Source organism: Picosynechococcus sp. PCC 7003, assembly GCF_001693255.1.
Classification (GTDB): domain Bacteria; phylum Cyanobacteriota; class Cyanobacteriia; order Cyanobacteriales; family MRBY01; genus MRBY01.
Genome location: NZ_CP016474.1, coordinates 521,841 through 541,564 on the forward strand (window position 1 = coordinate 521,841; position 19,724 = coordinate 541,564).

At 49.3% G+C, this 19,724-nt stretch carries 18 protein-coding genes; 9 read left to right on the top strand and 9 right to left on the bottom strand.

What is annotated here, in order from left to right; all coding sequences use genetic code 11:
* The first annotated feature begins 106 nt into the window (after positions 1-106).
* The 3 genes from AWQ21_RS02420 (at position 107) to AWQ21_RS02430 (ending at position 3,830) form a co-directional block, all read left to right on the top strand.
* Positions 107-1,723 carry an MFS transporter gene (locus AWQ21_RS02420; RefSeq protein ID WP_065715184.1) on the top strand — a complete coding sequence of 539 codons (1,617 nt, stop codon included), beginning with the start codon at positions 107-109 and terminating at the stop codon, positions 1,721-1,723.
* Between the two features lie 100 nt (positions 1,724-1,823).
* Positions 1,824-2,594, top strand: coding sequence for a hypothetical protein (locus AWQ21_RS02425; protein WP_065713164.1), 771 nt, complete (start codon positions 1,824-1,826; stop codon positions 2,592-2,594).
* A 102-nt stretch (positions 2,595-2,696) separates the two neighbouring features.
* On the top strand, positions 2,697-3,830 hold the full coding sequence (locus AWQ21_RS02430) for an amidoligase family protein (protein WP_065713165.1): 1,134 nt from the start codon (positions 2,697-2,699) through the stop codon (positions 3,828-3,830).
* Between the two features lie 36 nt (positions 3,831-3,866).
* Here AWQ21_RS02430 and AWQ21_RS02435 read toward each other — a convergent pair whose 3' ends face one another.
* A complete protein-coding gene (locus AWQ21_RS02435) occupies positions 3,867-4,424 on the bottom strand; it encodes a zinc-ribbon domain-containing protein (protein ID WP_065713166.1) in 558 nt (185 codons plus the stop codon).
* 169 nt (positions 4,425-4,593) lie between these two features.
* Here AWQ21_RS02435 and AWQ21_RS02440 point away from each other — a divergent pair, with 169 nt between their 5' ends.
* Entirely contained in the window at positions 4,594-5,376 is a 783-nt protein-coding gene (locus AWQ21_RS02440) for a proteasome-type protease (RefSeq protein ID WP_065713167.1), read from the top strand.
* A gap of 25 nt (positions 5,377-5,401) precedes the next feature.
* On the opposite strand, the gene AWQ21_RS02445 is transcribed toward AWQ21_RS02440, so the two are convergent.
* The 7 genes from AWQ21_RS02445 to AWQ21_RS02475 form a co-directional block, all read right to left on the bottom strand.
* Positions 5,402-6,331, bottom strand: a complete 930-nt coding sequence (locus AWQ21_RS02445; protein ID WP_065713168.1) for a bestrophin family protein — start codon at positions 6,329-6,331, stop codon at positions 5,402-5,404.
* 56 nt (positions 6,332-6,387) lie between these two features.
* Complete coding sequence (locus tag AWQ21_RS02450; RefSeq protein WP_065713169.1) at positions 6,388-6,729, bottom strand: hypothetical protein; 342 nt, start codon at positions 6,727-6,729, stop codon at positions 6,388-6,390.
* A 428-nt stretch (positions 6,730-7,157) separates the two neighbouring features.
* Positions 7,158-8,048, bottom strand: coding sequence for a transglutaminase family protein (locus tag AWQ21_RS02455; RefSeq protein WP_065713170.1), 891 nt, complete (start codon positions 8,046-8,048; stop codon positions 7,158-7,160).
* Between the two features lie 55 nt (positions 8,049-8,103).
* Positions 8,104-9,054, bottom strand: a complete 951-nt coding sequence (locus AWQ21_RS02460; RefSeq protein ID WP_065713171.1) for an alpha-E domain-containing protein — start codon at positions 9,052-9,054, stop codon at positions 8,104-8,106.
* Between the two features lie 70 nt (positions 9,055-9,124).
* A complete protein-coding gene (locus AWQ21_RS02465; RefSeq protein WP_065713172.1) occupies positions 9,125-10,576 on the bottom strand; it encodes a circularly permuted type 2 ATP-grasp protein in 1,452 nt (483 codons plus the stop codon).
* A gap of 382 nt (positions 10,577-10,958) precedes the next feature.
* Positions 10,959-12,071: a sodium-dependent bicarbonate transport family permease gene (locus AWQ21_RS02470; protein WP_065713173.1), complete on the bottom strand. Its 1,113-nt coding sequence runs from the start codon at positions 12,069-12,071 to the stop codon at positions 10,959-10,961.
* Positions 12,072-12,405: 334 nt separating this feature from the next.
* Positions 12,406-12,654 carry a hypothetical protein gene (locus AWQ21_RS02475; RefSeq protein ID WP_065713174.1) on the bottom strand — a complete coding sequence of 83 codons (249 nt, stop codon included), beginning with the start codon at positions 12,652-12,654 and terminating at the stop codon, positions 12,406-12,408.
* A 690-nt stretch (positions 12,655-13,344) separates the two neighbouring features.
* On the opposite strand from AWQ21_RS02475, the gene AWQ21_RS02480 reads away from it, so the two are divergent.
* Together AWQ21_RS02480 and AWQ21_RS02485 are read left to right on the top strand one after the other, a co-directional pair.
* Positions 13,345-13,659: a P-II family nitrogen regulator gene (locus AWQ21_RS02480; RefSeq protein WP_065713175.1), complete on the top strand. Its 315-nt coding sequence runs from the start codon at positions 13,345-13,347 to the stop codon at positions 13,657-13,659.
* Positions 13,660-14,083: 424 nt separating this feature from the next.
* The gene (locus AWQ21_RS02485; RefSeq protein ID WP_198159684.1) at positions 14,084-14,437 is read left to right on the top strand and encodes an FHA domain-containing protein; all 354 of its coding nucleotides are present in this window, start codon (positions 14,084-14,086) and stop codon (positions 14,435-14,437) included.
* A gap of 15 nt (positions 14,438-14,452) precedes the next feature.
* Here the strand turns inward: AWQ21_RS02485 and AWQ21_RS02490 are convergent, their stop codons facing one another.
* Positions 14,453-15,310 (bottom strand): TlyA family RNA methyltransferase, encoded by an 858-nt coding sequence (locus AWQ21_RS02490; RefSeq protein WP_065713177.1) that lies wholly within the window; start codon positions 15,308-15,310, stop codon positions 14,453-14,455.
* 146 nt (positions 15,311-15,456) lie between these two features.
* Between AWQ21_RS02490 and AWQ21_RS02495 the strand changes: the two genes are divergently transcribed.
* The 3 genes from AWQ21_RS02495 to AWQ21_RS02505 all read left to right on the top strand — a co-directional run bounded on the left by AWQ21_RS02495 (position 15,457) and on the right by AWQ21_RS02505 (position 19,722).
* On the top strand, positions 15,457-17,061 hold the full coding sequence (locus AWQ21_RS02495) for an Hsp70 family protein (protein ID WP_065715185.1): 1,605 nt from the start codon (positions 15,457-15,459) through the stop codon (positions 17,059-17,061).
* Between the two features lie 85 nt (positions 17,062-17,146).
* On the top strand, positions 17,147-18,607 hold the full coding sequence (locus AWQ21_RS02500; protein ID WP_065715186.1) for a pitrilysin family protein: 1,461 nt from the start codon (positions 17,147-17,149) through the stop codon (positions 18,605-18,607).
* Positions 18,608-18,615: 8 nt separating this feature from the next.
* On the top strand, positions 18,616-19,722 hold the full coding sequence (locus AWQ21_RS02505; RefSeq protein WP_065713178.1) for a N2,N2-dimethylguanosine tRNA methyltransferase: 1,107 nt from the start codon (positions 18,616-18,618) through the stop codon (positions 19,720-19,722).
* The last annotated feature ends 2 nt before the right edge of the window (positions 19,723-19,724 follow it).

Genomic DNA, 19,724 nt, shown 5'->3' on the forward strand with positions numbered 1-19,724 from the left:
AATTTTATTTTACATTCCCCGTTTCTGAGTTGGCGATCGCCGATTACCGTAGCAGCCACTACAATTGCAAGCAGTTTCTTTGCGCCCCCAAGCGGGCGTCCTTGCCATGACCCAGCCGATCCATCCCCCACCAGAAAAACTCAACCTCTCGACAAAAATTGCCTTTGGGGCTGGCGATATTGGCCCGGCCCTCACCGCAAATGTCTTGGTTTTTTTTCTGTTGTACTTTTTTACCCAGGTGGCGGGTTTACCACCGGGCTTGGCGGGGAGCATTTTGATGATCGGCAAAATTTCCGATGCCATCAATGATCCCATTGTGGGGGTATGGAGCGATCGCACCCGTCATCCTTGGGGCCGACGATTGCCCTGGATGCTGGGGGGAATTATTCCCTTTGTCTTTGTCTTTTTTGGGCAGTGGTTGGTTCCCCAATTGAGCGAAATTGATCAAGTGAATGATTGGTTTTTGTTTGGGTACTACATCGTGATGGGCATTTTATTTAACCTGGCCTACACAGCGGTTAATTTGCCCTACGCGGCCCTCACCCCAGAGTTGACCCAGGACTACCACGAACGCACCAGTCTCAATAGTTTTCGGTTTAGTTTCTCCATTGGCTCTAGTATTTTTTCGCTGATTGTGGCGCGATTGATTTTCCAGGCTTATCCAGATGATCCCCTAAAGCAGTACAGTCTCCTGGGTTTGGTATGTTCGGTGTTTGCGGGCTTGGCACTGTTGTGGTGTACGTTGCGACTCCAAGAAAAGGGGCGATCGCCAATTTTAACCCCCCAGCAACGACGACGATTGGGTCAAGGGTTATGGGGAATGGCTGGGGTGAGTGGCCTGGCTGGGTTGGGGTTGCTCCAGGGGCCAATTTTATGGCCATTTCTGTTCATTTCTGCGGGGTTATTGCTGGTGGTAGCGGGCTGGACATTTGTGAACTCTGTGCCGGAATCCCATTTGGTGGTGCCTTTGGCTGAGCAAACGGATCTGACGGCTTCGATTCCCTTTCGAGAGCAACTCAAGATTGCCTTTAGTAACAAACCCTTTTTATTTGTAATTGGGATTTATCTCGCCTCTTGGCTGGCGATTCAATTAACGGCTTCGATCTTGCCCTATTTCGTCATTAACTGGATGGGCTTGCCGGATGCAATGTTTCCCAATGTGGCCCTGGCGGTACAGGGGACGGCTCTGGTGCTCCTGTTTGTGGCCAGTGCCCTTAGTCAACGCTTGGGGAAAAAAACGGTGTATTTCGGGGGCGTTTTCCTCTGGATTATTGCCCAAGTGGGGTTGTTTTTCCTGCAACCGGGACAGATTGGTTTAATGTTTGCCTGTGCAATCCTGGCCGGGTGTGGGGTTTCGGTGAGCTATCTGATCCCCTGGTCGATGGTGCCTGATGTGATTGAACTGGATGAACTCACCACTGGGCAACGACGGGAGGGCGTCTTTTATGGGTTTATGGTGCTCCTCCAGAAAATTGGCCTAGCCGTTAGTTTATTTCTGGTGGGTCAAGCCCTGGCCTGGGCTGGTTTTGTTGAATCTGTCCCGGGTCAAGCGCCCCCGGTGCAACCTGATTCGGCTCTCTTGGCGATCCGCTTGGCGATCGCCCCCCTACCGACCATCGCGCTTATCATTGGCTTAGGACTCGCTTACTTTTATCCCATCACCCAGCAATACCACGAAGAAATTCGTCTCAAACTTGCTGAACGGCGCGTCGATCAAGCCTAGTTGCAGTGGCGATCGCCTCAAAAAGTGCATCAGTAAACAGGCGGCACAACTAAGACTGGGCAACACACAAAAACCCCCACAATATTTAAGAGCAATAGCCATGACAACCGCACTTTTTACCGCCCCCCGAACTCTCTTACAAATGATTGCCACTGGTGCAGTATTTGTGTCCGGATTCTCCGCCAATGCCCTTCCTTCTACTGCTTCCCCCTTGACCGTCAGTCCCGCCCAGGATGCGACTGATTTATTCTTTGCAGACTACACCTGGTGCGATGCAAAAATGCTGGGGGAATTTTGGGGAGAAGGCCCCGGTAATGCCAAGGTCAGTGCTGGCAAACTCCTCCAAGACGGTGACTATCAAACCGTTGAAACTAAGTTAACGGCGGCCCGGGACTATTACGGTGGTCAAGGTCTTTGCAACTTTACCGACGAAGGCTTTAGCTATGACGATATGGTGGTCGTCGCCGAGTATTGGGATATCTCTGTCACTGAAGCAAAAACAGCGATCGCCAATAAATTGGAATGGGGCCTACCAGGTGTTGCCCACGATATCGTTGAGATGGCCTACACCGAGCAATCCCACTATGATCCGGCGGCGATTGTTGAAACCATTGCCTTTGAGAATTTGAATCGTGATGGCCACACTTTGGGCTATTTTGTCCAACGGGCCGATGGTCTGTGGGTAGAACTCACCGCTGCCGGGGAAGAGATTTTTTACTTCAATGAAATTGAGCGGGATCCGTTGGTGGTGACTCTATTCGACGCCTCACGCAATATGGAAATTCATTTGGACTATCATTTCAATCAAATTCAATACCGCTATTCTTCTGATCAAGGTGCGCCCAAGCCCCTCTACGCCATGGGTTTCTAATCAACAATCGTCTTGGGAGGTGAGCCATCATCTCCCATATTTTTTTAGATCAATTTAGATCAATTACTGACGCCAACATACGAGGGCCAGGGAGCAAAAATCGTGATCACTTTAGATTGGAAAATTGGGTTCGAAATTGAGTTATTGGCACCAGTAGGGAGCAGTCGTCAGGATCTCGCAGCGGCGATCGCCGCCGCCCAGGGAGGCCAAGTCCATCGCTTTTTTCACCCCCAATCGGAACCCAGCAAAGTACCGGGTAAACCAGTCTTTCACAATTTAACCCTCGGCTTTGAGATTCTTGATCCCCAGCAACGGATGATCGCCCAATGTGTCGATGATCTAACGTTACAAAAAGACCTGAAGCGCCAGGCAAAACCCCAAGCGGGTTGGTATCGTATTGTCAGTGATGATGAACGTCTGCTGCGTTTGATTGCCCGTCAAACCAATGCCAAAACCCCTTTAGAGACAGTGATGGATCCCATCGGCGATTTGTTTGGTACGGTTCCAGAACCGGGGCCGGGAGGGATGCGGCGCGTGAATGATCAAAGTGGTGCATCGGTGGCGATCGCCGCCCCACTCCCCGGAGAGCGAGAGCGCCCCTGTGAACTGATTACCGCCCCCCTAGAAGCAGACCATCATGCCCAACTAGACGCTTTATTGTCCTTGGCGCGGCACCAGAACTTTACGGCCCCCGTTGAAGGCGCGACCCACCTCCATTTTGAGGCGAAACCCCTCCAGTCAGCGCCGGCGATCGCCAATTTAGTGAATCTGTTATGGCGTTATGGGGCCATTCTCAAAACACTCATGGGCACCAACCCCCACTGCCGTCGCCTCGGCCCCTGGCCCGAAACTCTCCTCACCACGGTAAACCAGCCCGAATTTCGGCAACTCCCCTGGCCCGCTGTGCAGCAGCAACTCCATCGCCTCAAGCTGACAAAATATTGTGATTTTAATTTGGTGAACTGCATCAACGCCCTGCCCCACAAAAACACGATTGAAGTGCGGATTCTTCCCGTTTGGCTAGAGACAACACCCATTCTTCGGGCCGCCTCTTTATTTACCGCTGTTTTGCAACTAGCGTCTCAGGGAGAGGCGATCGCCCCAGACCCCCCAGAAAAATTCACCCGCGCCAACGTCCAAGCACTTTTGCAACAACTGCAACTAGATCCAGCGCAAATTGAGCTTTGGTTGGAGCAAGTGCCCCAAGCCAAGTCCCGGAAAAAAGGTTTTCAGTAATTCCAACGATGGAACCCTTGGATTAAGTCATGTTTTCTAAGACGACAAAGGCTGACCGCACTGGGTACAAAAGCGATCGCCTGCCGTGATTGCTTGACCACATTGGGCGCAAAACCGTTTTGGCTGATGATTCGCTGTCGGCGTCGGTTGCGGCTGGGGAGATTGAGACAAATCATTAATCCGCATTTCCATATTGCCCAGGCGCATTTCCATCGGATTCATCTTCATTTCCATGTTGCCCATTTTAAGTGGTGGCAGAGGTTCTAAAGGTGGCATTGGTTCTGGAGATTTTGCCGCCGTTTGCTCTAAAGGCAGCGCTTGGGCACCCTGCAAATTTAGGGGTTGTTCACAGAGGGTGGCCATTTGGCCTTGTACCCTAATTTGCGTTGTTTTCGTGGCAGTAAAGACTGTGATAATCGTGATCCCGCCAGCTTGCATCACCGTGGGCTGCGCCGCCCAGGTCCCCGTTAGGTAACGGTTGGTGCTTTGTTGCTGTTGTCCGGGGCTAGTTTGGCTGAGGGTAATGACCGTATAGGAACCTTGGTTCGCCAAATCAAGCCGTTGCCCAGAACCGAGATAACAAACGTAATTCATGGGGAAACTCCAACAATAATTTGCAAAAATAATGCTCGCGCAGCTTGGCAGATATGCGATGATTAACCTGACAGCAGCTGGCTCTTACTGTCTATGTCCTGACAGCTTAGGATAGGCTAACCCAAAATTTTTTCTGTGAATCCCATCAGATCAAACGAGGTCATCAAAATTGACGTATTGTTTAGGAATCTTAGTTCGCCAGGGTTTTATTCTTGCCGCCGATTCACGCACCAATGCGGGGGTTGATTACGTCTCATCCTATCAAAAGTTATTTGATTTTTCCTGCCCAGGGGAACGGGTACTCATTCTCTGCACTTCGGGAAATTTATCGATTACCCAGGCCATCACCTATCAACTAGAACAGGAGATTCGCAGTGGTACGCCCCACAATCTCCATACGATCCCTAGTCTTTATGATGCTGCCCGCTACATTGGTAAAAAGACTCGCCAACTCCAACAGGAAGATCGACCTTGGTTGGAAAAAGATGGCATTGATTTTCAGTGTAATTTTCTCCTCGCCGGACAAATTGCCGGGGCACCGCCGGAGCTTTTTCTTATCTACAGCCAAGGCAATTGCATCCGAGCAACCCCAGAGACGCCTTATCTACAGATTGGCGAAACGAAGTATGGCAAACCGATCTTGGATCGCACCCTCTCCTATGAGTCTTCTTTAGATGCGATCGCCAAATCAGCCCTCCTCTCCATCGACTCCACTATGCGATCTAACCTTTCCGTGGGCCCGCCCATCGACATGATTTCCTATACGGTCAATAGCCTCAAAATTCAGCACCGTCTGCGGTTAGAAGCCCGTGATCCCTACTTACTCAAAATTCGTCGCTATTGGGAAAGTGCCCTCAAGCAGGCTTCTGAAGCAATGCCAGCGGTGGAATGGAACCGGGACTTAAATCAGAATGGGCAAGAACCTGAAGGCAACGGCACAGATTTTCTCTAGTCTTAGTATTGTTTGTCATGCCCAATCACGAGACAGAAGTTAATTCTTTCGCCTGGGTATGCAAACGAGAGACACGGTTAATATTGCCCTCGATCACGTCACAAAGATCGTCTAGGGGCAGATCATTAACATCAAAGCCAAAGGGATTTTCTAGCTCCCGGGCAACTTCTTCAACGCCCAATAGGAGGAAGCTGACCACTGCCACAATCGGAATCGCCCACCAGGTAATCTCAGGCACCAGGCGGAACGGTAAGCCAAAACAATAAATTAAAATCAAACGTTTCAAATACACGCGATAGGTGATCGGAATTGGTGTGGTTAAAATTCTCTCGCAACCACTCACACTCTCCATCAAACTATTCAGTATGCCGCTGGTCATATTCAGCTGTGCGTCCCCAAAATTTTTTAGCTTGAGTTGTTGATGTAGATAGGTGCGCAACCAAAATTGAATATCAAGGGGACGATTTTTCGAGTCTTTTAGTTCTGTGACCTGCTCAGGCTCAACCAATGCTTCTAGTCTATCGTTTACTTGATCTCCTCGTAGATGTAACTTAGTGGCGATCGCAAAGGCAAGCAGTAGATTTAAGGCCTGTTTTTTTTCCTGGGTTTCTTGCTCGGTTTGGGTTGTGATCCCAATCAAAATTTCCTGGGCAAGATTACGGATATTCACAACAATCCCCCCCCAAGCTTTTCGCCCTTCCCAAAAACGTTCGTAGGATGTATTCGTGCGAAAGACAATGAGCAAACCCAGAATCAGATTGTAAATAACATTTGTGGTCAAGTCTCCTAGTTTCTCAAGATAGATAGGAAAGCCCTGGACGTAAATAAACGTCAATGCCGCAGTCAAAATACAGAAAAAAAGGATGCGCGGCAAAATCATAGGCAAAACAGCCCCCCTCACCTGAAAAATAGTATTCAGCCAATTGGGTTTATCAAGTTTGTCATAGGTAATCATAGGTATCTAAAGCAGTTTTTTGTGTAAGTCAACCCATTAAACGTTGAGTTGAATTTTTAAATGAATTTTCTAGGCATCATCTCCTGCAGGCAACTGATTGGATAAATAATTATTGTATTTATCATGGAGATACTAATGCCCGTAATCCAGATGCTGACATCTTTAATGATACCTTGCTGATCACTGACTGCAATTTCAGCACCGATGCAAAAAGGCTCTCCAATCAGTAGGATGATATCGAAAAAAATTGACGATATCCTGAAGTGCAAAGCCAATTGCAATTCAACCTCCCCTAAGGTTGCCACAATACCTCCTAAACTCAAACCAGGAAAAGCGATTACGCAGGCAAATAGAATACCTAAAACCCCTGTCCCCACATAAACGCCTTTTTTAGCCAAAATTTATAGTGAATGATTTCTGATCGTTTTATTCGTTATTTCTTTTGTTGTCTTCTAGAAAATTCCCAAAAAATATTTCGTCAAAAATAGAGTGATAATTCCAGTCAATAAATCAGTAATATGTTGAATACTAATGCTTAAAATATCTTTTAGGCTATTAATAAATGCTTCTATAATTAGATTTATAAAATGCGAAGCTTTAGTTCGGCATAAAATCAGCATAGCCAGAAGAATGATGGAATAAGAATTTTGAAATTGGCAGCAATGTCATCGGTAATCAGAGGCAATAAAAGATATTCTACTCAAGTTAACTGAACTGCTTTTATGGTGAAAATTTGCTGTAAAACTATCAAGTTAACGGGGTTTGCCATCCGGAAATCATTAGCTAACTCCATCCTCTGGCTTGATTGATGACAGGCCCCAGGGAATTATTGCGATTGAGATTGAGATTGTGTTTGAGAAGAAAGCTCATCATAAACCAGACGAATATCACAGACTAAGCGCGTCTGGGGTCTCCCCAAAGAACTTTGAATATCCCCCGAAACCGGAGCCGCCCAGGGAGGATCTCCCGTTGCTGCGACGACGATGTGACCATCTGTAACCGCCAAACCGAGAGTTGGATCAAAACCACGCCAACCACCTCCCGGCATATACACTTCTCCCCAGGCATGGAGTTCGTGTTGGGTTGTGGTTTTATCGCCCCGTTGGTAACCACTCACAAACCGCGCCGCTAGGCCGACGACTCGACAGGCCTCAACCCACAGTAAGGCAAAGTCGCGACAAGTCCCTGTCCGCTGGCTAAGGGTGATCCCAGGAAGTTGAGGCGCTCCCTCAAGGCGATGGATATAGCGACAATCTTCATAGATACGCTGGGTCAGTTGGCTGACAAAGAGGCCGGCATTTCCTTCTACTTGGTGCAAGAGATCCTGGGCCAATTCCACAACACGGGGATGGGGGGTTGTGAGCTGTCGGTAGGGGTAAAGTCTGAGGGCGAGGGAACTGGGGTAGTCCCAGGGACAGGCGATCGCCCAGGGAGCCATCAGATAATCAAAAGGATTCTGACAGACGACTTCCACCTCTGCCGTTGTGACCAACTTTAGGGACTGCACAGGTTTGGGGTCAAACCAAAAGCGATCAGCCACATTGCCGTCTGGGTCAAGAAGGCGGGTATGCTGCCGAGGCAAAGGGTCAACGTCGATGTGAAACTGCCGGAGCCGTTGGTAACCATCGGTGCGTGGACACAATTTGACGCAATGACTGCCCAGTTCTACGGGATGACTATAGGTGTAAAGGGTCGAATGGGTAATCTGATAGCGCACAACACAGGCCTAAAAAAGTAAACAGTTAATTCAAATAATTCAAAACTCATTCAAACTAAACCGCTAGGGGCACGGCGATGAAATCCTCATAAATATCTTGACCAACGCGATTCAACTTACTTTGGAGATCGTCGAGAAATTCATGGAGGCCCTGGTCAAAAATTTCATCCATCGTAATGTAGTCCAACGCAGAACAAAGGCGACCAAGGGAACGCTCACTGGGGCAACTCCAGCTGCCAATGGGAGTCCCAGAAATGCAGTGGAGAGATTTTTGGGCTTCGAGCAACGAAAAACAAATAGACCGGGGAAACTGCGCGTCCAAGATCAAAAAGGCAGCCACATTCTCTGGGGTAATTCGATGTTGGCGTTTGCGGTACATTTCGTAGGCACTGGCTGATTTGAGTAGAGCAATCCACTGCAAATTATCCAAAGGACTCCCCACATCTTGTAAAGAAGGCAAAAGGATAAAGTACTTCACATCAAGAATCCGCGCTGTTTTATCTGCCCGCTCCAGGAGACGTCCCAACTGACCAAAGTGCCAACCCTCGTTGTGGGACATCGTCGCTTCCATAATGCCTGCGAACAGATGACTCCCCATGCGAATGGCCGGATAAAATTGATAACGTTCCTCCAAGGTCATGGGCCGACTTGCTGCCTGTTGTACCGTGTGATAAAGCTCGTTGAGCTGTTCCCACATCTCAGAAGAAATATTGGCCCGGACGGCATGGGCATTTTCCCGGGCCCGTTTGAGGCAAGATACAATTGAACTGGGGTAGTTTTGATCGAAGGTTAAAAATTGCAGGACATTTTCGCTAGTAGCTTCACCGTAGGATTCACGGAATAACGCAGAATCGCCGGTGGTGGTGATCAGGGCTTGCCAATAGTTGGTGGTAGTTGTCGTATCCAGCAGGAGGGTTAAATTGACCTCCACAAAGCGGGCGACATTTTCGGCCCGTTCAACGTAGCGATTGAGCCAATAAATAGAATCAGCAACACGACTCAACATGGTGGATCTTTGCTCCTCAAATTTGTTTCAAAAGTGGTTTTAGCAAGGGGGCTTCTTTTTCGCAGTCTGCTTAGGTGGCTTTGGTATTAATTACCCAGGTATCTTTGCTGCCGCCCCCTTGGGATGAGTTAACGACGAGAGAACCTTTTTTGAGGGCGACACGGGTCAGGCCACCGGGATTAACATAGGTGCGATCGCCACCGTTGAGGATGAAAGGCCGCAGATCCACATGGCAGCCGACGAAGTCACCATCGATCAGGGTCGGTACCCGCGATAAACATAATGTGGGTTGGGCGATATATTTTCTGGGGTTGGCTTGGATATAGGCTTTAAATTGCTCCCGTTCGCTGGGGCTGGCGTGGGGGCCAACCAACATTCCATAGCCCCCGGAGGCGTCTGTGGCCTTCACAACAAGCTCGTCTAAATGGTTCAACACATGGGATTGTTGCTGGGAATCTTCACAAAAGTAGGTTTCGACATTAGGCAAAATTTGGTCTTCACCGAGGTAGTAGCGGATCATCTGGGGGACATAGCCGTAAACCATTTTGTCGTCGGCGATCCCTGTCCCTGGCGCGTTGGCGATCGCCACCCGTCCTTGGCGGTAGACGTCCATCAGACCCGGCACCCCAAGCACCGAATCTGACCGGAAAACAAACGGATCTAAAAAGTCATCGTCAATGCGTCGATAAATCACATCAATCCGTTGTAAGCCCTTGGTGGTACGCATTTGTAAATATCCATCCACCACGACCAAATCTCGCCCTTCGACCAACTCACACCCCATTTGCTGGGCGAGGTAAGAATGTTCAAAATAGGCAGAGTTGTAAATGCCCGGTGTCAGCACCACGACGCAGGGATCGGCAATGTGATCAGGGGCCAAATTCATCAACAGATTTAGCAACTGCCCCGGATAGTCATCGACGGGTTGGATTTTCAGGGTATTAAAAAAGCTCGGAAAAAGACTTTTCATCACCCGACGATTTTCAAGAACGTAGGAGACCCCCGACGGACAACGGAGATTATCTTCGAGGACGTACCATTGCCCTTGGCGATCGCGCACCAAATCAGTGCCTGTAATGTGACACCATTTTCCCTTGGGTGGCTTCAGTCCCATGCAGGGTTTTAAGAAGCCCGACGCCGATTCCACCACATGGCGCGGAATGACTTGATCCTTGATAATGCGCTGCTCATTGTAAATATCATCTAGGAAATGATTTAAGGCTTCAATGCGCTGTTGTAAGCCTTTTTCGAGCCAATCCCACTCCGTTTGCGAAATGATGCGGGGAATCACATCAAACGGAAAAATCCGCTCTGTCCCCTGGTTATCGCTGTAAACATTAAAGGTCACACCCAACTTAAACAGCATATTTTGCGCCGATTTCTGTTGTTGCTCCAGGGTACTGAGCGGAAACTTGCCAATATGCTGAATCAATGCCGCTGCGGCTGGTCGTGGTATCCCCTGCTCCGCAAAAAGCTCATCAAAAAAATCTCCGGGGTTGTAACCTTCTAGACTATTTACCATGCCATTACACTCGAACCTGCTGTGAAGTTGGGCCAAAGATCAAGCCACAGAAAAGGCGATCGCCGAACAGACCACTGCCTTCTGTGCCTAAATCGTCCCAGCTAGCTAGATGTATCAAGCATTGAGCGACCGAAGCTGTAACAAGTCATACAGCTACCAAAGACTTCACAAAAATCAAGCTTCCCCAAAGACACTATTTTCGCTACCTCAAAATCCCATGGGGTCTGCTCCGGAGCCAAAAATTTGACCCCTCAAACCAAAAAAAGCCGAGGCCAAACCTCGACTTTCTAGTGTTTATTTTTTGCGATCGCCCGACGATTGACCAGAGACAACGCAGACCTTGATTGAGATTCTGGGTTGTTTGACTACGACCGATTTTCGATCAGCCACCCATGGTTGCTTGGGCAAGGCCGATAAAAAGTGGTATGCCGATGGCGATCGCCACAGGGGTACCGATGGCCGTAGACGAACCGATATAAGCAGAAGGATTCGCAGACGGAATCCCCGCGCGTAGAGTCGGCGGCCCAGAGATGTCGGAACTAGAAGCCGCAATAATTGCTAAAAGGGCAACACCACCAGGACTGAATCCAGTAGCATAGTGGGCGATCATGCCGAGACCGAAGGCAATAAACCCATGCAGTAGCGGCGCAAAAAACGCATAGACAGCGTACCATTGAGCAACTTTGCGGAGCTCCCCAAGCCTAGACCAAGCTTCCATCCCCATCACCAACATCAAAATCGAAAGGAAACCACGGAAGAGAGGCTCATAGAAGCTTTCAAACACACTCTCCGGCCGAGTTAATAAACCGAGCGCAAGACCGAGCAACAATGCGGATAGAGCAGAACCCTGGAGACTTTCTTGAACAATGGGCCAAATTTCAACCCGATTCGTGGCCTTACCACGCTTTTGCCCCAGATATTCCTGCCTCGTGGTGGGATAAACGGACTCACCAGCATATTCACCAGCGGCAACAGGTTGTTTGCTTAAATCAGCCGCTTCAACCTCGCGCTGCTTGCTCTTGTAAAGACTGGCCACAACAATCGCTGTCACCAGGGCGGGAATATCCATAAAAGGATAAAGTGCCGCTGCCCAAGGTTCGTAGAAAACACCTTGCCCTTCCATAACTGTGATCCCAGCCGCAAGGGTTGAACCACTTACCGCCCCAAACAAGCCGGCCGTCGCCACCGCATCTACAGTTCTAATGCCCGGTAGCTTCGCTAAGGTAAAACGCCCAATGAAAACAATCAGGATTCCCGTGAGCACGGCGAATAATGCGGGCAAGAGCATCTCCGTGATGTTGGCATTACGAATTGCAATACCGCCACTCAAACCAACTTTGATCAGCAGCATGAAGACGATGAACTTATATACCGCATCGGGAATTGTCAGTCGGCTACCGAAAGCAGCAATGACGATACCGCCAATTAAAAAGCCGAGCGTCGGGGACTGCAACTGCGACCCAAATTTCGTCAAAAAATCGGACAAAAAATCCACTAATACCTCCTTCCGCTTCCTCCCATGAAGAGCGGTTATTGTGAGCTTTGAACATTAAGGCTGAAGGGCTTCACACCTACAGCACAGATATGATGCAAAAATCTGTTATCGGAACTTCATAGACTTTGTTCTATTGATGTCCGAATTTCTATGTGCTTAAGTCTATCTTGAAAAGTCCAAATTTCCAATGTGGCTGCGGTAAATAATGTCAAATTCTATTCATAAGTTTTTCTTTTCTATGACGATAACTCTCCGTTTGTATATTCAAAAAGCGTCTATCGACTAGGGTGGCTTCTGATATGGAAAGCCATAATGCGCCCACGGGATGAGTTTATCAATCCACTTGCAATGCAGGGGCAGTGGACTCTCCAGACGGAGCTGACTCCAAGGGAGGACTATAGTGAGCAACATTTACCCAAATAATCGAAAGCAGTAAACCAACGCCGCAACCGATTAAAAACATCCAACCGTGGGAGGGTTCCAAAACCCAAAGCAAGCGGCGATTACTGCCATACACCTGCACCACCCACCCCTCATCCGCATCTAATTGGGGTCGTGACGGTCTTGCATCAAATTTTTTCATTCCTTTTTACTCCATGCTGTTTGTCTGCATTCCCGAACAATCACAGATCTGTTTAAAACAGATAACGTCGCTCAAAAACCACCGATGCAGTATCCATGGCGACTTCAAGTTGTATTTTTGAATAGCTGAATAAGCTCAATTCATAGAAATAAGCCTATGAATTGAGTAAATGCCATGTTTTTTAGTCTATACAATGCCGAGTCAACAATTTGCCTTTTTTGTCAAAAATCGCCTTAAACTTACTGAATGATTTAATAATCTAAACTTATAGATTGCATCTAGTTGGCCATGTCATGCCTAACTTTCCTAGGATCTGTCTTGATGAATTTGCTCAAATTACGACGCCAACACCAGTCACAAAAATATCTGTTGTGATCAGGGTGAGTTTTAAGGGTGAGCCCTTGGTTAGACGATGAATTAATACTTGACTAGCTCCTATTGCAAACAGCGGTAAAACCAGAGATTAAAAGGCGATCGCCGCGCTAAAAGGATAAGCGTTTTTTATAAAATGCTTCGATTAATCTGAATCAATCCTTTCCAATAGGGGTGGCCTTTGCCATAGACTTAAGGGCATGGTTTAAGGTGAAACCATAGAGTCTTGCCTTTGATCGTCGCAACCAATATTTTTAGAATATTGAACAGCGACATTTTTTCAACTCGCCATACATCACGCGTCAAGAGGAACTCACTATGACTCAGCAAGCCATTAAGCTCGTCATCGTTACGGAAAAATTATTACTAAAAAAGATCGCTAAGATTATCGACGGTGCTGGAGCAACCGGTTATACGGTGGTGCCTGCCGGCGGTAAAGGGAGCCGCAACGTGCGCTCATCGGGACAACCCAGTGTCTCTGATACTTCCTCAAATGTAAAAATCGAGGTACTGACCGCTAGCCGAGAGATCGCTATCAAGATTTCGGATGAGGTTGCCGCGCAATTTTTTGATGACTATTCGGGTATTACTTACATCTGTGATGCGGAAGTACTGTACGCACACAAATTTTAGGTTAAATTCCCAAGTGCTGAATATTGAGTGCTGAATATCGCAGAAAACACCCTCAGTCACAGCTAATCGCTCCCTGATCAAACATCACCACCAAAGTCAGCCCCTCTACAGTGACGGATCGCAGCAGTGCTCCCCACAGTTGTAGAGGGTTTTTTAATATCAAAGATCAAGATGGTATCTCTTCCCTGATTTCTTTGATCTCATCACTGTTAAGGACATCAAATTTTCTGAGATCATCTTGGGCGAGGAAAGATAATCTAATCGGTAAGTTCGACTACTCTTAAGGGTAAAATAGGGTCAAAAGTCTTTATTTCACGAGCCGTATCTCTCAAATTTCTGTTTGTTCTAGTGCCGTGCCCCATCCGCGAACCCTTGTTAATCCGTGATTATTCTGACCCTACTTCATCCCATCCAAGCAACTCCGATGCAAAATTGGTCTTTTGAGACCGAAACTACGATCAGTATTGGCCGTTCTACGGATAATGACGTGGTTCTCTATAGTGCAGTGGTTTCTCGCCACCATGTTGAACTGCGACTAGAGGGAGAAGAATGGTCCATTGTTAATCTCGGCACCAACGGCACCTACATCGAGGATCAACGGGTTGAACAATGTGTGGCTAAGGATGGTCTTGTATTCCGCTTGGCAACCTCTGGGCCAAAAATTCTGGTGCGCATCCAAGGAAAGCAACTTAGTGAAGGGGAGGCAGAAAGCAAGGAGCAACGCTTGAGAAAATCGTCTAACCCAGATCCGTCCCGGGAAACTTTCGCGCAATTTTAACGCGTGATTTGAAGTTTATTCTTTAGTATTTTCAGTTGTCTGATCGTCTGGATTGGCTGGTTTACTGAGGGTGGCGATCGCCGTTTTCGTAAATTGTTTTAGAGCATCTAAATCGAAGCTAACTTGAGGGACATCTATACTTAACCACAGCAGATATTCCACGTTCCCTGCGGGGCCAGTAATCGGCGAATAGGTCAGCCCTTGGGGATGCCAACCGAGTTGTTGAGCGGCTTCTAATACCGAAAAGATCGCTTGGGCCTGGGCCTGGGGATCGCGGACAACGCCATTTTTTCCCACCTGGGTGCGCCCCACTTCAAACTGAGGTTTAACCAACAGGATCACTTCCTTCGGGCCGTCGAGGAGACTCCAGAGGGTGGGCAAAACCTTCGTTAGGGAAATAAAAGATAAGTCCATTACCCCCAGGGTTGGCCTTTTTGTGTCTTCTGGGTAGAGATCAGCCGAGGTCAGATGGCGAAAATTGGTGCGCTCCCGGAGGATGAGCCGTGGATCTTGGCGGATCTTCCAGGCGACTTGGCCATAACCGACATCAATGCCATAGACCTGTTGGGCACCAGCTTGCAAGAGACAGTCGGTAAAGCCACCGGTGGAAATGCCCCCATCCAAACAAATGCGATCTTGGACGGCGATTTGAAAGTGGGCGATCGCCTTCGCGAGTTTTTCGCCCCCCCGGGAAACAAAGGGGGGTTTCGCTTGCACTTCAATATCCACGTCGGCAGGAACCAAGGTGCCTGGTTTATCCACAATCTGCTGTTTTACCTTCACTTCTCCGGCCCGGATCACCCGCTGGGCCTGTTGTCGAGATTCACATAGTTGACGCTCCACCAGCAGGAGGTCTAATCGCTGTTTGGCCAAAGTGCTTGTTCCCCAATGCCACCGTTGCTGTTTTAGTCTACTGGGTCGCCGGTGCTTTCGGGAATGCCATGGCTACGGGAAAGCGTCGAACTCGATACAATACAAAAATTGTCCAGTTTAGCTTTCAAGAAAATCACGAAATAATTATGGCGATCGCAGTGGATTTTGGGACGAGCAATACCCTAGTGACCCGGTGGAATGCCGCCAAAGGAGCCCCAGAAATTCTCCCGCTCCAGGGTCTTTCCCAACGAATTGCGCCGAATCCACCGCTGATCCCTAGCCTTTTGTATATCGAAAATGCCGCTGACCAAAAAGTCGTTATCGGTCAGGCCATTGGCGATCGCGGTTTAGATCGCGGCCCCGATCCCCGCTATTTTTGTAACTTTAAACGGGGCATTGGCACCGCAATCCAAGGCTTTTTACCGGAACTAGATGGTGAAAAGATCACCTTCGAGAAAATGGGAGAATATTTCCTCAACGGCATCTTTACCCAACTCAAAGCCCAGGGAGAATCCCTCGATAGCTTGGTTTTGACCGTTCCCGTCGATAGCTTTGAAGCCTATCGGAGCTGGCTGAGTCGGCTTTGCGAACAGTTGCCAGAACTCGAGAAAATTCAGCTTTTAGATGAACCCACCGCCGCTGCCTTGGGCTATGGGGCCTTGGCTGAAGATTTAAAACGAATTCTCGTGGTGGATTTTGGTGGGGGCACCGTGGACTTTTCCCTCGTGGATCTGAACCTCGCCCAGGGCCAAAGCAAACCGACGGGCTTTATTTTGAAATGGGGCCGCAAATCCTTTGCCGACAGTAAAACCCAAAAGGTCAAAACCGCAAAAGTGCTGGCAAAAGCAGGTAAAAATCTCGGTGGTTCGGACTTAGATAATTGGCTCTTTGAATATTTCCAGACCCAACAAAACCTCCCCCAGGATGCCCTGAGTTTGCGGCTAGTTGAACGGTTGAAAATTGCCCTCTCCCAAAAAACTAAGGCAACGGAGATTTATTACAACGATCAAACCTTTGAAAGCTACGAGTTAAGCCTCAGTCGGTCGGCCTTTGAGGAGATTTTAGAAACTCAAGGATTCATTGCTCAACTCGATGATTTGCTGGCCCAAGTCTTGCAACAGGCCCGCCGTAACGGCGTCAGCAAAGAGGACATTGAAGCGGTACTGTTGGTGGGAGGCACGAGCCAAATTCCCCTAGTGCAGAGCTGGCTAGAGGGTTATTTCCCCACGGAAAAAATTAAACGGGATAATCCTTTTGGGGCGATCGCCTGTGGGGCGTTGCAGTTAGCCCAGGGGTTTGAACTCAAAGATTTTCTCTATCACAGCTACGGGATTCGCTATTGGAACCGCCGCCAGAACCGCCACGATTGGCAACCGATTATCAACCAAGGGCAGCCCTACCCGATGACAGAACCCTTGGAAATTACCCTGGGAGCGTCGATGGATCAACAGCCCAGTATCGAACTGATCATTGGCGAACTCGGCGAGCAAAGCAGCGGCACGGAGGTTTATTTCGATGGCGATCGCCTGGTGACCCAACAACTAGGAGCCAACCAAACCAACGTTAAACCCCTCAACGACCGAGAGGGAGCCCGCACCATTGCCAAACTCGACCCCGTGGGCTATCCCGGCACCGACCGTATCAAGTTGCAATTCTTGGTCGATGGCGATCGCACCTTGCGGGTCACCGTCGAGGATCTACTGCGCAATGTCACCCTCCTAGAAAATCAAAAAGTTGCTGAGCTGAGTTAGCTGCCCATCCCCAGGACAGCCCTGCTAAAATCCATAGAAGCCCTTCAATCTCACAAAATCGATGAAAAATCCCCAACTCAAAAAGATGCGTCTCCTGGTCTCGAAATTATACCGACGCGGTTGGACTTTGTTTTTTGTCGGTTTAGTGACGGTGCAACTCCTGCCGAGTCCGGCGATCGCCCTCACCCCCAAAGATTACAGTGAGTTAGAATTTCCTCCCCTCCCAGAAATCACCCTCCCCGATTACGAACGCTACGAACTCGAAAACGGGATAGTAGTCTATCTCATGGAAGATCACACCCTGCCCTTGGTGGGAGGCTCCATGGTGATTCGCACTGGCTCCCGCCTGGAACCCGCCGATAAAGTGGGCCTAGGCAGTATTACGGGCACCGTGATGCGCAGTGGGGGCACCCTCAAGCATCCCGCTGACACCTTAAACAATATCCTTGAACAGCGGGCCGCCAGCATCGAAACCAGCATTGGGGAAGCATCTGGCAGTGCTTCTTTTAGTGCCCTCAAGGAAGATTTTGCACTTGTGTTTGATCTGTTCGCCGAAGTCCTCCAGCAACCGGCTTTTCCCCAGGACAAACTGGATTTAGCTAAACGACAAACCGCCGGGGGCATTGCCCGCCGCAACGATGAACCCGATGCGATCGCCTCCCGGGAATTTGACAAACTGATCTATGGCGCTGATAGTCCCTATGCCCGCACCGTAGAATATGCCACCCTCGACAACATTGACCGGGTCGATTTATTCAACTTCTACCGCAGTTATATCCGCCCTGACCAAATGATCCTCGGCATTGTCGGCGATATCGACGTAGAAGCCACCAAAGCAAAAATTGCTGCTAAATTTGGCCCTTGGCGTAATCCCAGTCCCCGCCCTGACCTGGCGCCGCCCGCCGTCAACCAACCCGCCCAGAGCGGTGCTTTCCTCGTTGACCAGAGTCAACTGACCCAGAGCAGCATCCTGATCGGTCACCAGGGGGGACGACTCGACAATCCCGACTATGCAGAACTCTCGGTAATGAACGGTGTGATTAACGGTTTTGGGGGCCGACTCTTTAACGAAATTCGCTCTCGCCAGGGTCTCGCCTATTCTGTATATGGCGTGTGGAGTCCCCGCTACGACTACGATGGCAAGTTTATCGCCGGAGGCTCGACCCGCTCCGAGGCGACGATACCTTTTATCACGGCCATGAAAGGGGAAATTAAGCGACTGCAAACGGAACTGATCACCCCCGCAGAACTCGCCTATGCCAAGGATTCGATTCTGAATTCCTTTGTCTTTAATTTTGAAGATCCCGGTCAAACCCTATCCCGCCTCATGCGCTATGAATATTATGGCTACCCGGAAGATTTTATTTTCCAGTACCAACGGGAAGTGGAAGCAACGACCATTGAAGACGTGCAGCGGGTGGCCCAAACCTACCTTAAGCCGGATCAATTAACAGTGCTGGTGGTGGGGAATGCGGCGGCCATGGATCCGTCGCTGACGAGTTTGTTTACGGAGGTCAAGCCCGTCGATATTACGATCCCAGAGTAGGTGGCATTGTGGTGCAGGTGGTTGAAGAGCGGTCGGTACAATTTCAGCTAGATGGGGGCTTCTACCGTGCCAAAAGCCGTATTGTGCGGGATTTGGGGGTCTTGGCGGCGGCAGTCTACCGGCAAAACCAAGGACAATTGCGGGTTCTGGATGGCCTATCGGCGACAGGAGTGCGATCGCTCCGGTACTACCAGGAAGCCCAAGCAGATTGGGTCTGGGCCAATGAGGGCAACCCAGACCTCCTGGAGACTTTAACCACGAATTTGCGACGGATTCCAGCGGCCCAACGGTGCATTAGTGTGCTTTCCCTGCGCCAACTTTGTTTGGAACGGTCTTTAATGGGCGATCGCTATGATCTTGTTGATTTTGATGCCTTTGGCTCTGGGTCAGCCTTTGTCCAGGATGCCCTCACCGTGACGGCCCTGGGGGGATTGATGTATCTGACCAGCACCGACGGGAGAACCTACAGCGGCAGAGAACCCCAGCGGGCCTTGCGACAATATGGAGCCTATGGGCGATCGCACCCCTCTGTCCAGGAACAGGGTCTACGGCTCTTGTTGGGGAATCTCGCGCAACAGGCGGCCCAGCGAAATTTTGGCATTGAACCAATTTTCTCGTTTTTTTGGGGGGATACTTGCCGGATTATGGCCCGTTTAACCCGTAAACCCACCCTGACAGAACTAAATTACGGCTTTCTCGGCTATTGTCACCATTGCGGCACCTATGGTTTACCCACTTGGCGCAAACTGTCCCAGGCGACCTGTGCCCATGACGATTTGCCTTTGACCCTCAGTGGCCCGATGTGGCTGGGCAAGTTACATCACCCGGAGTATTTACAGCAAATGTCGGCGATCGCCCAACGGTGGAATTGGCAGGATGTGGTTAAGATTTTAGAAATGATGAGTCTAGAAAATGATTTACCCCCCTATTTTTTCCCGTTAAAGGAGATTGGTGCCCGGGCCAAAATCGACCTACCGAAATTAGATTTGCTGCTGAACAGCCTTCAGGCGCAAGGTTTCCAAGCCAGTCGTACCCACATTAACCCTCAAGCGATTAAAACCGATGCGCCGATGGCCAAAATCAAGGCGATCGCCACCCAGTTAAGCGCACCGTAAGT

Coding starts and splice junctions, on each gene's coding strand:
- AWQ21_RS02420 (WP_065715184.1), top strand. CDS start 107: ATGACCCAGCCGATCCATCCCCCACCAGAAAAACTCAACCTCTCGACA.
- AWQ21_RS02425 (WP_065713164.1), top strand. CDS start 1,824: ATGACAACCGCACTTTTTACCGCCCCCCGAACTCTCTTACAAATGATT.
- AWQ21_RS02435 (WP_065713166.1), bottom strand. CDS start 4,424: ATGAATTACGTTTGTTATCTCGGTTCTGGGCAACGGCTTGATTTGGCG.
- AWQ21_RS02445 (WP_065713168.1), bottom strand. CDS start 6,331: ATGATTACCTATGACAAACTTGATAAACCCAATTGGCTGAATACTATT.
- AWQ21_RS02460 (WP_065713171.1), bottom strand. CDS start 9,054: ATGTTGAGTCGTGTTGCTGATTCTATTTATTGGCTCAATCGCTACGTT.
- AWQ21_RS02465 (WP_065713172.1), bottom strand. CDS start 10,576: ATGGTAAATAGTCTAGAAGGTTACAACCCCGGAGATTTTTTTGATGAG.
- AWQ21_RS02475 (WP_065713174.1), bottom strand. CDS start 12,654: ATGAAAAAATTTGATGCAAGACCGTCACGACCCCAATTAGATGCGGAT.
- AWQ21_RS02480 (WP_065713175.1), top strand. CDS start 13,345: ATGACTCAGCAAGCCATTAAGCTCGTCATCGTTACGGAAAAATTATTA.
- AWQ21_RS02485 (WP_198159684.1), top strand. CDS start 14,084: ATGCAAAATTGGTCTTTTGAGACCGAAACTACGATCAGTATTGGCCGT.
- AWQ21_RS02495 (WP_065715185.1), top strand. CDS start 15,457: ATGGCGATCGCAGTGGATTTTGGGACGAGCAATACCCTAGTGACCCGG.
- AWQ21_RS02500 (WP_065715186.1), top strand. CDS start 17,147: ATGCGTCTCCTGGTCTCGAAATTATACCGACGCGGTTGGACTTTGTTT.